The organism is Nocardia arthritidis, assembly GCF_011801145.1.
Taxonomy (GTDB): Bacteria; Actinomycetota; Actinomycetes; order Mycobacteriales; family Mycobacteriaceae; genus Nocardia; species Nocardia arthritidis_A.
Map to the genome: position 1 here is coordinate 4,625,295 of NZ_CP046172.1, position 12,598 is coordinate 4,637,892.

Here is a 12,598-nt window from a genome sequence, read left to right on the forward strand (position 1 = left end):
GCAGCCGGTCACTGGGCGGCGGTGGTCTCGTGGACGGTGCGCCAGCGCAGACCGTTGCGGGCCGCATCGTCGGGGAGCAGCACGGCGGTGGTGAGGCGGGCGGCGGGACCCTCTGGGCGGTGATGGATTTCGCGGAATCGCGCGACCGCGCATTCGGCCGACAGATGCAGGACATCGATATCGACGATGTCGATCGTCAGACCGGGCGTTGAATGTCCGACACCGTCGAGTCCCGCGAGCAGTTGCTCGCGGGTGACGACCACACCCTGCATGACGACCATCGAGAATTCGGGATGCAGTTGCGCCGCGAACCGCTCGACGGCGTCGGGTGCGTCCGGAGTGCCCAGCCAGCGGGCCAAATCGGCGTGCAGCGTCCGGATCTCGGTTACCAGAATGTCGTAATCGATGGTCACCTTCATGATCGACACGCTACCCACCCCGAGCCACGGCCGACCGCCGTGACATGCGGGCTCACCAGGCTGACCCGCGATGATGCCGCCCATGCCCGCCGGTGCTCCGCGCCCGGCGGATACCGCCGCCGAGCTGGCATTCGCCGAGGCGCTGCGCGATCTGCGCTGGCTGCTGCTCGTTGCGATGCCCATCGCCTCCGGCGCGGCACAGAGTGAACTGCTTGCCTTCAGCGAAGTGCGTTATGGCGCATGGCTTTCCGTGCGATCCATCGGTTCGGTGGAACAATTGAACTTAGACCAATTACATATCTAGTACCGTACTAATAGTGGTATGGTTACTTTATGAGTATCAACCAACCACAATCCTCGGAAGACACCATCGGAACCCGGCACGACCGGCGCCGTCGCGAGACCAGGGAACGAATTGCCCAGGCCGCATTGGCCCTGTTCGGCGCGCGCGGCTACGACGACGTGACCATCGCCGAGATCGCCGAGGCCGCGGACGTCGCGAAACAGACCGTGGTCAACCACTTCCCGGCGAAGGAAGATCTCCTGCTCGCCTGGCATCGGCCGGTCGAGGCCGACGTGATCGACCTGATCGACCAACTGCCGCTGAGCGTTTCGCTGCCGCAATTCCTCGCGGAGGAGTTGCCGAACCTGTTCGCCGCCCTGCCGGAGGTATCGGAGAGCGGCGGGCGGGCCGCGGGCGATGACCGGATGGCCGCCGTATTCGCCATCATCCAGCGCAGTCCGGCGCTGCTCGACGCGTTGCGGCGGCGCGGCGGCCGCTATCAGGAAGACCTGGCGGCCATCCTGGTCGACCGCGTGCCCGCGAGTCTCGGTCCCGTCGCCGCGCGGGCGACCGCGGCCTACATCATGACCACCGTCTCCGCCATGATCGAGGAGGCGAACCGGATGCGCGGCGAAGGCAAGTCGCCGCAGGAGATCAGCGCCGCGCTGACCGACGCGGTCGGCCGAGCGCTGGCCATCTTGCGAAACGGCATGGTGGATCCGGACGGTTCGCCATCCGAGTAGGTTGCTCACCCGGTGGTGCCGCGTGGTGTGCGGCCGCCGCTGGTCGGGCGTGTCTGGGAGTCGGGTGGCACCAGGACGTACGTTTCGACACCGCCGGAAAGTGGCCGACCGACGCGGTGGCGAACATCCGCCCATTGCAGGTCAGCAGCGATGCGCCGGAGGGTATTTACTGAACGTCGGCGCCGGTGAGTTATCGGTCCAGCGCACCGGTGATCGCCTGTGCCGCTTTCGTTTCGGTGTCACCGACTCGGGTCGGCAGCTGCTGGATGCGGCTCGGGTGAGTTCATCTCCTTGTTCACGTCGGTGGCCGGGCGATCGACCCGGTCGGTGAGCGTATTGCATTGCGTGTCAAGGTGTTCGGGCTCTGATCAAGGCGAATTCGCTTGCGGCGCAATCCGATTCGAAGCAGTCGCCGCGCTCTGCGCACCAACCCTTCAGCCGCCGATGTCGAACGGGATTCGAATCTCCATTGACAATCGGAAAATCTGTCTTATCATTTTGCTGTGTAGTTGCTGATCGGATTGCGCAGAGATCGGAAAGTTGCTTGGTCAGGAGTCGCCATGTCTCATTCGGAAAAAGTAATCGAACAACGCCGCACAGTGGGAACGCCGTCATCGCGCGTCGGATATGTATTTCGGCGAACCGTGACCGGAACCCTCTTGATAGTCGCGGCCACCGGCGTGCTTGCGGCATGCGGTAAAGATTCCAGCTCACCCGGTCCGGATACCTCGAGTAGTAGCCCGATTCCGTCGACTGTCGCAACGCCCGCCCCCGCACCGGCCACCTCCGCGCCCGCCGCCCCTGCTCCGCCCGCGACCAGTGCCGTAGAACCCGTCCCCACGGAGGACAACGTCGTTCCGGCTCCGGTTCAGGCGACCGAAGTTCCGCAGCCGCCGCGGGCCGAAACGCCGCCGGAGCTGCCGAAAACCACCTTCATGCCGAAGCCCGGATATTGATTCGGCTGTGGCCGCCACGTCGAGACGGGAGAGCCATGAAATTGTTGTTTCGGTCGATGGCGGTGTGCGCAACCATTTCTGCCTTCGTCATTATTTCGGTGACCTGCATATCGGTCGCGGGAGCGGCGCCCGCCGGAAGTGGGGGTGTCCCGGTGATAGTGCTCGGCGATTCGTATGCGTCCAATTCGATGGAGATCCAGGCCCAGGGCGCGGATCGGTGCAGTCACGGCGCCGACTCATGGCCGAGTCAACTGGCCCGATCGATCAACCGCGGCCTGCTCGACCTTTCCTGCTCAGGCGCCGTGATCGACAGCGGCCAGAACTGGAATCTGGCTTATGAAGCCGGGCAGGCCGCGGATGCCGGAGCTTTCGGCTCCGATACCGAGGCGGTGCTGCTGCAATTCGGCCTCAACGACAGTTGGGGTAACAGCCTCGACGCCATCGACACGGTCATGTTCTGCGTCGTCCGAGGCTGTGAACGAGACGCCGTCGCGCCGTATCGCCTGCCCGACCCGAACCAGATCACCGCGGAACATTATGCGGATCGAATCGCGCAGGTGGTGAAGTACATTCGGTATTACGCGCCCCGGGCGCGAATCATGCTGATCGGCTATCCGGAGTTGCTGGATCCGGCCGGAACGGCGGCGTGTATCGACCTGTTCGGTGTCCCGGTCGCCCAGCCGCGGGCCACCGCACTGATCGACTTGCTCAACGGTCTGCGAAATGCGCAGGCCGGCGCGGCCGACCTACTGGGGATCGATTTCCTCGATACCGGCGCGCTGACCCATGGTCACGGACTGTGCACTCCCGACCCATGGGTCAATGGAATCGGCGACCCGCGAGCGGATGTCTTCGGTATTCCCGGGCACCCTTCGGCGCGTGGTGATGCGGTGACGGCGGCGGCGATCAAACGCCAACTGAACCTCTAGCCGACGATGGAAGCGGTGCCGATGGCGATTCGAACCGTGCGGCGGGAGGTGAAGCTGCCGTCCTTGACCGGAATGCGTTGGTGGGCCGCCGCCGCTGTATTCGTACTGCACGCGGTGGTCTTCATACCGGCGTACCCGTTCCAGAAGAGCCCGCTCTTCCAGAAGATTCACGAATTCATACCGATGCAGCTCGGCGCTGCCGGGGTGGCATTCTTCTTCGTGCTCTCGGGATTTATTCTCTACTGGATACGACGACCTGGAGACACCTATTGGAGTTTTCTGAAGCGCCGAGTCCGGAAGATCTACCCTTCGCATATCGTGGCGGTGCTGTTGCTGATTGCCGTGGCACCCGTTCCGCTTTCGCGTCCCGTGGTATGGCTGCCCGACCTTTTGCTGATACACACCTGGGTCTCGCATTGGAGCTCGCTGGGCGGGCTGAATGTTCCATCGTGGTCGTTGGTATCGGAGATGCTGTTCTACCTCACGTTTCCGCTGCTGGCCCCGTTGGTGGATCGGCTACCGGGAAAATATGTCCTATGGGCGATAGGGGTGGTATTTCTGGCCATTGCCGGTCTGCATACCATTTACTATCTCGTCGCTGACGGGCCGAAAGGCATCGAGAACATATTCCTGCCGCGACTACAACCGGGGAACACGACACCAGAATACGAGATCCATGCTTCGCCGATATGGTTCGCACAGTCCGATATACCGGTCTCGCCCTCGTACTGGCTGAGCTACAATTTTCCACCGAGTCGATTGCCGGAATTCTATATCGGGGTGCTCACCGCGAAATACGTCATGACCGGCGGGTGGACGAATACTCGACTGCGGTATCCACTGCTGGCCCTCGCAGGCAGCTACGGCCTCACCTGGTTCGTGCCGATCAACTACAAGCTGTCCGTGCTCATACTGTTGCCGACCGCGGCGGTAATCGCCACCGCATGCGCCCGCGATGTATCCGGGATGCGAACCGTGAACTCGAGACCGGGAATGATATGGCTCGGCAACATCTCGTACGCCTTCTACCTGATCCAGTACCCGGTGATGGTGGCGGTAACCAGATACTGTCTCAGCGGTAAGAGCTACGACGTGCGGGGTTGGCTTCTCGGGACCCTCGTTTGCCTGGTGTTGTCGATCGGTCTCGGCGCGGCGATATACGTCTGCATCGATCTTCCGATCACGAAGCGGAAGGCGCGTGCCACATCTGTCGCCGCACGGGAACCGGTGCGAGTCGTCGGTAGTGCGCGAAATCCGAAACCCATTGTGGCAGCGGTAGATACGACTTGAACGGCTATAGAGGGTCGGATAGGTGTGCGAGCAGTTCCTGGCACACGTCGAGAAGGCGGGCGCGCAGACCACTCGCGCGCTCGGCGACCTCCGACTGACGGCGGACGTAATCGGCTCGCCCGGAAGGCGTTTCGATGCGCACGGGCTCGTACCCGTACTCGGAGAGGTCGTACGGGCTCGCCTTCATATCGAGTTCTCTTGCGGTGCACGCCAATTCGAAGCAGTCGAACAGCAGGTCGGACGAAATCAGCGGGGTGAGCTTGAAACCCCACTTGTAGAGGTCCATATTCGCGTGCAGGCAGCCGGGTTGTTCGCGGCGGAGCTGATCGGCGCGGGTGAGTTGTTCGGCGTTGCGGCCCACCGCGTCGGGGGTGAAGAAGCGGAAGGCGTCGAAGTGGGTGCAGCGCAACTGCATCGACTCGACGACGGCATCGGTGCCGTGGTGGCCGAGGCGCAGCGGCACCTGCCGGTGGCGCACCTCCTCGGAGCGGTACACCATGGCCCATTCGTGCAGGCCGAAGCAGGACAGCTGCGCGGGCCGGGATGCGGTGGCCCGCAACAGGTTCGCGACGAATTCCACGGTGTCGCGACGGCGCGCGAGATAGGCCGGGTCGGCGGTATGGCCGCCGTCGACCGCGTGATAGCCGCGCGCGCCGTCGTATTCGCGGGCGTCGGCGAGGATCACCCCGAATCCGGGATGCCAGCGCGCGAGCTGCGCGGGCTTGTTCCCGTAGTAGGTGAACAGGAAGTCGAGCACCGGATGTTTGGAACCCGCCCGCCGCTGCCGCAGATACGGCCCGACGAGCGCGTCCACCCGGTCCCGGTGCGCGGCGGCGAGCGCCCGCCACCGCGCCTCGGGCAGCACCGTCATTCGATCACCCGGTGGGTGGTGTCGCGCACGGTGCCGACGAATTCCTCGACCAGATCCTCCAGCGCGACGATGCCGATGGTGTTGCCGTGGTTGTCGACGACCCGGCCGAGGTGGCTGTTGGTGCGCCGCAGCCGGGCCAGCGCCTCGTACAGCGTCGTGCCCGCGCGCACCGTCGGCAGCGGCCGGATATCGGTGCGCGGGATGGGCGTCGCCGGGCCCGCGCTCTCGTCGGCGACCTTGTCCAGCACGTCCTTGACATGCAGGTAGCCGACCAGCGACCCGTCACCGGCGCGCACCGGGTAACGCGAGAAACCCGTTTCGGCGACGGCGGTTTCGATATCGCCGAGCGTGGTTCCGTTGCCGCGCAACGGAACCGATCGGGTGGTGGTCAGCGGCACCAGCACATCGGCGACGGTGCGGTCGCTGGTGCCCAGCGCCTGGGTGAGCCGCCGGTGCTCCTCCTCGTCGAGCAGGCCCTCGGACCGGGATTCGCCGATCATCTCGGCCAGCTCCACCGACGAAACGGTGGCCTGCAGTTCGTCTTTCGGCTCCACCCGCAGCATCCGCAGCGAAAGATTGGCCGCCAGGTTGTACAGCGCGATGAGCGGGCGGGCCAGCCGCAGCCACATCAGGTGGATCGGAACCAGCAGCAGCGCACTGCGTTCCGGACCGGCCAGCGCGATATTCTTCGGAATCATCTCGCCGAACAGGATGTGCAGGATCACCACGACGGCCAGCGCGAGCGTGAACGCCACCGGATGCAGCAATTGGTCCGGCAGGCCGAGCAATTCGAACGGGCCCCGCAGCAGGTGCGCGACGGCGGGTTCGGCGATCCGGCCGAGCAGGATCGAGCAGATGGTGATGCCGAGCTGTGCCGCGGCGAGCATCATGGACAGGTTCTCACCCGCCCGGATCACCGTGTTGGCCTTGCGCTTGCCTTGTGCGGCAAGGGCTTCCAGCCGGTCGCGGCGCGCGGAGATGAGCGCGAATTCGGCGCCGACGAAGAAGGCGTTGCCCGCGAGCAGCACCACCGTCAGCAGCACACCGAGCAGATCACCCATGGTGGTACTCACCCGCCGCCATACTCGAATGTTCCTTGGCCATCAGCACATCCGCGGTGACCGGGATCAACCGCACCCGATCGATGCGCCTGCCGTCCATCCGCTCGACCAACGCGAGCCAGCCGCCCTCGCTCAGATCGTCCGGGTGGGCGGGCGAACCCCATTGGTGTGCGACGGAATTCGGCAGAACCACCTCATCGCCCGCGACGGGTATGCGGCCGAGCCGGGTGAGCACCAGCCCGCCGAGGGTTTCGTATTCGCCCTCCGGCGCCTCGTAACCCGTCGCGCGCGAGACCTCGTCGATGCGTAGCAGGCCGGAGCAGTCCCAGCCGTCGGCGACCCGGCGCACATCGAGTTCCTCCTCGTCGTGCTCGTCGCGGACATCGCCGAGGATCTCCTCGATCAGGTCCTCCATCGTCACCATGCCCGCGGTGCCGCCGTATTCGTCGACGACCAGCGCTACCTGCATACCGTCGGCGCGCACCCGTTCCAGCACCTCGTCGCCGTCGAGGCTGGCGGGCACGATCGGCACCGGACGGGCCAGCAGACGCAGCGGGATGGTGCGGCGCACGTTGGCGGCATGGGTGAACGCCTGTTTGACGTGCACGACGCCCAACGTGTTGTCGAGATCACCGTCGATGACGGGGAAACGCGAATAGCCGGTGCGGCTCGCGGCGGCGATCAGATCGGCGATGGTGTCGTCCTGATCCAGGGCTTCGATCTTGACCCGCGGCGTCATCAGCTCCTCCGCGCTGCGCTCACCGAATTCCAGTGAGCGGTCGATGACCTGGGCCGTGCGCTGATCCAGCGCGCCGCGCACCGCCGAGGTGCGCACCAGCGAACCGAGTTCCTGCGGCGAGCGCGCCGAACGCAGCTCCTCCGCCGGTTCGATCCCGAGGGCGCGCACCACCCAGTTGGCGGTGTTGTTGAGGAATTTGATCATCCACCGGAACACCGAGGAGAACGCGATGATCGCCGGGGCGGTGGTGCGCGCGGTGGCCAGCGGTTTGGCGATGGCGATGTTCTTGGGCACCAGCTCGCCGTAGATCATCGACAGCGAGGTGGCCAGCACCAGCGCGAGCGCGAGCGAAATGCCCTGTGCGGCACCGTCGGTCAGCCCCATCGCGGAGAACGCCGGGCGCAGCAGGCGCGCGAGCACGGGTTCGGCGATATAACCGGTGATCAGCGTGGTGATGGTGATGCCGAGCTGGGCGCCGGACAGCTGGAACGAGAGCGTGCGGTGCGCCTGGCGCACCATCCGCGACCGCACGTCGCCGACGGTGCGGGCATGGGATTCGACGGTGCTGCGCTCCAGCGCGGTGAGGGAGAATTCGGCGGCGACGAAGAGGGCCGTGCCCGCCGTCAAAGCGATGAAACCGACCAGGCTCAGCACGGTCAGCGCGACGGACATCGTCAGCACCACCTGGACCGTACGGTGATCGGGAATGCCGGGGGAGATATGCGGGCCGCTGTGGGAAGGAGAGCGCCGGGTTGGTCACCCGGCTCGATAGAGGAGCCCTCCTGTGCGGCGCCCTCGGACGCGGGTGACAACTGGTTCCTTTCGCATGGACTCGAGACTGTGGACACCAATGCTACCGGCCGACACGAGTGAACGTGTCGGCCGGTGCCTGGCGCGTCTCGAAATCACGCGGTGCGCATTGCCGCTATGACGGCCGGGCTCACCAACCGCTCGGCAGCGGCCGCCCCTCCGCGAAACCGGCCGCCGACTGCACACCGAGCACGGCCTTCTCGTGGAATTCGGTCAGGGTCCTGGCGCCCGCGTAGGTGCAGGCGCTGCGGACGCCGGAGGTGATGTGGTCGATCAGATCCTCGACGCCGGGACGCTCCGGATCCAACCGCATGCGCGAGCTGGAGATACCCTCCTCGAACAGCGCCTTGCGGGCCCGGTCGAAGCCGGAATCGGAGGCGGTGCGGGCGGCGACGGCGCGCTTGGACGCCATGCCGAAGCTCTCCTTGTACGCATTGCCGTCGCGGTCGACGCGCAGGTCGCCGGGCGATTCGTAGGTGCCGGCGAACCAGGAGCCGATCATCACGTTGGACGCGCCCGCGGCCAGCGCGAGCGCGACGTCGCGCGGGTGCCGCACGCCGCCGTCGGCCCATACGTGCACGCCGATTTCCTTTGCGGCGGCGGCGCATTCGGCGACCGCGGAGAACTGCGGGCGGCCGACGCCGGTCATCATGCGGGTGGTGCACATGGCGCCGGGGCCGACACCGACCTTGATGATGTCGGCGCCCGCGGCGGCCAGATCGCGGGTGCCCTGCGCGGACACCACATTGCCGGCGACCAGCGGCACGCCGAGCGCGAGATCCTTTACCGCGCGCAGGGTTTCGAGCATCTTGGCCTGGTGGCCGTGCGCGGTGTCGATGACGAGCAGATCGGCGCCCGCGTCGACGAGCGCCTTGGCCTTGGCCGCGACATCGCCGTTGATACCGACCGCGGCGGCCACCCGCAGCTGGCCCTTGGCGTCGACGGCGGGGGCGTAGATGCCGGTGCGGATGGACCCGGTTCGGGTGAGCACGCCGGCCAGCGCGCCGTCGGCGGTGGTGAGCACCGCGAGGTGCGCATGCTTCGCCTCGAGCAGATCGAAGATCTCGCGCGGCGAGGTGTCGGCGGGCGCCTGCACGAAATCGGTGACGGCGACATCCCGCAACCGGGCGAAGCGATCGACATCGGTGCAGGTCGCCTCGGTGACAACGCCGACGGGCCGTCCGCCGTCGACCACGACCACCGCGCCGTGCGCCCGCTTGTGCATCAGCGCGACGGCCTCCGACACCGAACGCTCCGGATCCAGGGTGACCGGGGTGTCGGCGGTGAGCGAACGGCTCTTGACGAATGCGATCGTGTCGGCGGCCGCGCTGATCGGAAGATCCTGCGGTAGGACGACGATGCCGCCGCGGCGGGCGACGGTCTCGGCCATCCGGCGGCCCGCGACCGCGGTCATATTGGCCACGACGATCGGGATGGTGGTGCCGGACCCGTCGACCGTCGAGAGATCGACGTCGAACCGTGACGCGACATCGGTCCTGTTGGGGACGAGGAAGATGTCGTCGTAGGTCAGGTCGTACGGCGGCTGATGACCAGGGAGAAACTGCACTTACACGATGATAATCGCGGGTGCGCCCCATCGCGCAATTCACGGGCACTCGTTATCGGGGAGATGCCCCTCACAGGTCCGGTCGTGACCACGGGATATCGCGGATTTCGCGGTGTGCGTCACAGCGAACGGCAGGCGTCCGGTCAGCCCACGTCCGGAATCCAGTGGCCGTGGTAGCCGTACGGGACGCGGCGGGGCAGGTGAACGGTGGCGATCGGGGGTCTGCCCGGATCGCTCGCGTCGAGGATGAGCAGCGCGGCCTGGTCGCGGGTGCGGTGGTGCGCGATCGACATCAGGTAGCCGTCGTCCTCGTTGCGCGCATTCCGTGCGGCGACGAAAACCGTTTCACCCGAGACGATTTCGGGATCGAGTCGATGGACGGTGCGCGCGCCGGTCGCGAGATCGTGCTTGGTGACCAGATTGTCGCCGACCGGTGCGAGCGGGGTGGTCGGGCTGTAGAGGTAGCGGTGCGGCCGTCCGACGTTGGCGTCGTTGACGGTTGGGAATTCGGTCGCGATGTCGTCGAGCTGCTGTTCGGTCGCCTGGCCGGTGGCCGGATCGAGGGTCCAGCGGTAGAGGTGGCCGACGCCGCGCGGATCGCCGGTGCCGCGGAAGATGGCCGTCATCCCGGCCCAGCCCGCCGCGTCGCCGCTGATGCCGTCGACGACGATGCGGCCCGCGGCGTCCTCGTACGCGTTGCCGATATGCCAGGCCCACCTGGGTCGCACCGGGAACCAACGGATTTCGCGGTCGGAGGCGGCGTCGCGCGGCATCACCCCGATGCGCGGCTGGTGGGCCTCGCTCCAGTTCGGGAAGCCGGTGCGCTGCGATTCCCGATCCCACACCACCGAAAGATCCAGCCAGACAATGTGATTGGTGGTGACCGCGAAATCGTGCATCATCGGCATCTCCTGGTCGGTGAGCGCGATGGGCAGGCTGTGGGTGAGTTCGCCGGTCGCGGCGACGCGGTGGTAGGTGAGCTGCGTTTGCCGCATGGGGGCACCGAAGAAGTGCATTTCGCCGGTGACCGGATCGATCTTCGGATGCGCGGTCATCGGGGTGCAGGCGGCCGTCGAAGTCGTGCGGCCCGACGGTGTCCAGATCGGGGGTGAGTTGGTAGGGGTACTGCACCTCGTAGAGGGCGAGAATGCGCCCGGCATGTCCGATCACATTGGTGTTGGACGCGCCCCTGCGCAGATCGCGGCCGGGTTCGACGGCGGGGCCGTCCGAGGTTCTGACCCAGCGGTTGCGATACCACTCGGCGCGCCCGCCATGCAGGCGGATGCCGTGGATCATCCCCGCGCCGCTCCACCACAGGCCGGGATCGGTGCCCGGCTTCGGATTCGGCCCGTTGCGCAGGTAGCGGCCCGACAGTTCGGGCGGGATGGCGCCGTCGACGGTCAGGTTGTCGATCGATATTTCGGTGTCGACGGGTGCGAACAGGCCGGTGAGATAGCTCGGCTTCGGTGGCGCGGGCGGCGGCGGTGGGGCCGGGTCGGCGCATCCGGCCGCGGTCTCGGCCAATCCGGCGGCCGCGATTACGGCGACTCCGGAAATGGTGTGGCGCAACAGGGTTCGACGGTCCATGCTCGGCTCCTCGGTAGTGGGACTGTCCCACCGCCGATCTCACCAATGCTTACGGATGCCCACATCCCTCGGACGGCCGACGCGCCTCCTCCCTGCGGAGGAGGCGCGTCGTATGCCTATGTGGCGGTAGCGGTTCGCTCCGCCGGGTTCCGGTCGCCGAGCAGCCGCGGTGCCAGCCAGGCGAATCCGACGCCGATCACGGCCCACATGATCAGCTGTGCGGCAAAGGAATACAGCCGGAAGTGGTACAGATCGTCGGCGGGGAAGCCGGGATAGACGATCTTGCCGGACGGGTCGGTCAGCGGCCCCGGCGTTTCGGTGGCGAAATCGCCGTACGCGTGATTGGCCGACAGATGCCCGAGCGACGGCAGCAGCGCGAGCACCACGCCCATCACCACGACGAAGCCCGCGGCGGCCGCCATGGTCGCGGTCCAATTGCCAAGGCGCGCGGCCAGTTTCCGACCCGCCCAGATGGCGGCGAGCAGGGCGACCGCACCGATTACGATCACGCCGAGGTACAGCGCGGTGCGTTCCTTGATGGTCTCCGGATGCCCGATCGATGGCGGGTTCGCCGGATATTTCAGGAACGGCAGCGCATAGACGACGAGGAACATCCCGCCCGCGACGAGCAGCGCGAGATTGCGCGGCGTGATCTTGCCCGCCCGCCGCAGCGCCAGGTAGTAGACGACGGCGAACAGCGCGCCGAACGCCGCGCCGAAGACGACCACACCGAGACCGAATCCGGCATTGGCCTGCTCACCGCGGGTGAACAGCTCGGGGGCGTCCATATCGGGCATCGGCAGCCCGGCCGCCTTGTCCAGCGCCATCCGGGCGTCGTCGCGGCCGGATTCGTAGTCGATGGCGCGGCCGATGATCGGCTCGGCCAATATCCTGGCGAAGACGAACGCCAGCAATCCGCCGAGCGCGCCGAGCAGCACACCGCGGCCGATGATCCGCTTTTCCATTGTCGGGACTCGATTCCCGCCGTCAGTGGCAGGGGAATCCGAGGAAATGCCTACCGTCGTGGACGAATTCGTGCACGTGCATATCGCTGCCGAATACCGAGACCGCGCCCTGGTCGATGCCGATGAAGTAGATCGCCAACAGCGCGAGCACCGTGGTGCCGATCAGCCACAGGGCCGTGGTCGGAATCGAGATGGCGCCGATGCGCTGGCCGGAGCGGGGAGCGTAGGACGTGGCCACGGAAACTCCTTGCGTAGGAGGGGATTTCGCGTCCCCATGATCGTTACGACAGCACGGCGCCGAGGTCTGACTCGCATCCTGGCGGATGCTCACAGTGGCGCGACCGTTCCGGATTCACACCGGATTCCACGAATCGCCGA

General features: G+C 66.4%; 12 protein-coding genes and 1 pseudogene. 5 read left to right on the forward strand and 8 right to left on the reverse strand.

Annotation, left to right across the window (positions count from 1 at the left end; genetic code table 11):
• Positions 1-8: 8 nt before the first annotated feature.
• Positions 9-419: a DUF4440 domain-containing protein gene (locus tag F5544_RS20855; protein ID WP_167474746.1), complete on the reverse strand. Its 411-nt coding sequence runs from the start codon at positions 417-419 to the stop codon at positions 9-11.
• A gap of 82 nt (positions 420-501) precedes the next feature.
• Here F5544_RS20855 and F5544_RS20860 point away from each other — a divergent pair, with 82 nt between their 5' ends.
• The 5 genes from F5544_RS20860 (at position 502) to F5544_RS20880 (ending at position 4,620) form a co-directional block, all read left to right on the forward strand.
• Complete coding sequence (locus F5544_RS20860) at positions 502-723, forward strand: hypothetical protein (protein ID WP_167474747.1); 222 nt, start codon at positions 502-504, stop codon at positions 721-723.
• A 29-nt stretch (positions 724-752) separates the two neighbouring features.
• Positions 753-1,445 (forward strand): TetR/AcrR family transcriptional regulator, encoded by a 693-nt coding sequence (locus F5544_RS20865; protein ID WP_167474748.1) that lies wholly within the window; start codon positions 753-755, stop codon positions 1,443-1,445.
• Positions 1,446-2,089: 644 nt separating this feature from the next.
• Entirely contained in the window at positions 2,090-2,401 is a 312-nt protein-coding gene (locus tag F5544_RS20870; protein ID WP_167474749.1) for a hypothetical protein, read from the forward strand.
• Between the two features lie 98 nt (positions 2,402-2,499).
• Positions 2,500-3,330 (forward strand): SGNH/GDSL hydrolase family protein, encoded by an 831-nt coding sequence (locus F5544_RS20875; protein ID WP_167474750.1) that lies wholly within the window; start codon positions 2,500-2,502, stop codon positions 3,328-3,330.
• A 6-nt stretch (positions 3,331-3,336) separates the two neighbouring features.
• Positions 3,337-4,620: an acyltransferase family protein gene (locus F5544_RS20880; RefSeq protein WP_167474751.1), complete on the forward strand. Its 1,284-nt coding sequence runs from the start codon at positions 3,337-3,339 to the stop codon at positions 4,618-4,620.
• 4 nt (positions 4,621-4,624) lie between these two features.
• Here F5544_RS20880 and F5544_RS20885 read toward each other — a convergent pair whose 3' ends face one another.
• From F5544_RS20885 to F5544_RS20915, 7 genes and pseudogenes are all read right to left on the reverse strand, one after another.
• On the reverse strand, positions 4,625-5,491 hold the full coding sequence (locus tag F5544_RS20885; RefSeq protein WP_167474752.1) for a 3-methyladenine DNA glycosylase: 867 nt from the start codon (positions 5,489-5,491) through the stop codon (positions 4,625-4,627).
• The gene (locus tag F5544_RS20890; protein WP_167479363.1) at positions 5,488-6,552 is read right to left on the reverse strand and encodes a hemolysin family protein; all 1,065 of its coding nucleotides are present in this window, start codon (positions 6,550-6,552) and stop codon (positions 5,488-5,490) included. The genes F5544_RS20885 and F5544_RS20890 overlap by 4 nt, the downstream gene beginning before the upstream one ends.
• Complete coding sequence (locus tag F5544_RS20895; RefSeq protein WP_167479364.1) at positions 6,545-7,963, reverse strand: hemolysin family protein; 1,419 nt, start codon at positions 7,961-7,963, stop codon at positions 6,545-6,547. Before F5544_RS20895 ends, F5544_RS20890 begins: the two co-directional genes overlap by 8 nt.
• Positions 7,964-8,231: 268 nt before the next feature.
• Positions 8,232-9,668: a GuaB1 family IMP dehydrogenase-related protein gene (locus F5544_RS20900; RefSeq protein ID WP_167474753.1), complete on the reverse strand. Its 1,437-nt coding sequence runs from the start codon at positions 9,666-9,668 to the stop codon at positions 8,232-8,234.
• A 143-nt stretch (positions 9,669-9,811) separates the two neighbouring features.
• Positions 9,812-11,255: pseudogene (locus F5544_RS47570) on the reverse strand (carotenoid oxygenase family protein).
• Positions 11,256-11,371: 116 nt separating this feature from the next.
• Complete coding sequence (locus F5544_RS20910) at positions 11,372-12,220, reverse strand: CbtA family protein (RefSeq protein WP_167474754.1); 849 nt, start codon at positions 12,218-12,220, stop codon at positions 11,372-11,374.
• Positions 12,221-12,242: 22 nt separating this feature from the next.
• Positions 12,243-12,458, reverse strand: coding sequence for a CbtB domain-containing protein (locus F5544_RS20915; RefSeq protein WP_308103017.1), 216 nt, complete (start codon positions 12,456-12,458; stop codon positions 12,243-12,245).
• Positions 12,459-12,598: the final 140 nt, after the last annotated feature.

Coding starts and splice junctions, on each gene's coding strand:
- F5544_RS20910 (WP_167474754.1), bottom strand. CDS start 12,220: ATGGAAAAGCGGATCATCGGCCGCGGTGTGCTGCTCGGCGCGCTCGGC.
- F5544_RS20890 (WP_167479363.1), bottom strand. CDS start 6,552: ATGGGTGATCTGCTCGGTGTGCTGCTGACGGTGGTGCTGCTCGCGGGC.
- F5544_RS20880 (WP_167474751.1), top strand. CDS start 3,337: ATGGAAGCGGTGCCGATGGCGATTCGAACCGTGCGGCGGGAGGTGAAG.
- F5544_RS20895 (WP_167479364.1), bottom strand. CDS start 7,963: ATGTCCGTCGCGCTGACCGTGCTGAGCCTGGTCGGTTTCATCGCTTTG.
- F5544_RS20865 (WP_167474748.1), top strand. CDS start 753: ATGAGTATCAACCAACCACAATCCTCGGAAGACACCATCGGAACCCGG.
- F5544_RS20860 (WP_167474747.1), top strand. CDS start 502: ATGCCCGCCGGTGCTCCGCGCCCGGCGGATACCGCCGCCGAGCTGGCA.
- F5544_RS20885 (WP_167474752.1), bottom strand. CDS start 5,491: ATGACGGTGCTGCCCGAGGCGCGGTGGCGGGCGCTCGCCGCCGCGCAC.
- F5544_RS20855 (WP_167474746.1), bottom strand. CDS start 419: ATGAAGGTGACCATCGATTACGACATTCTGGTAACCGAGATCCGGACG.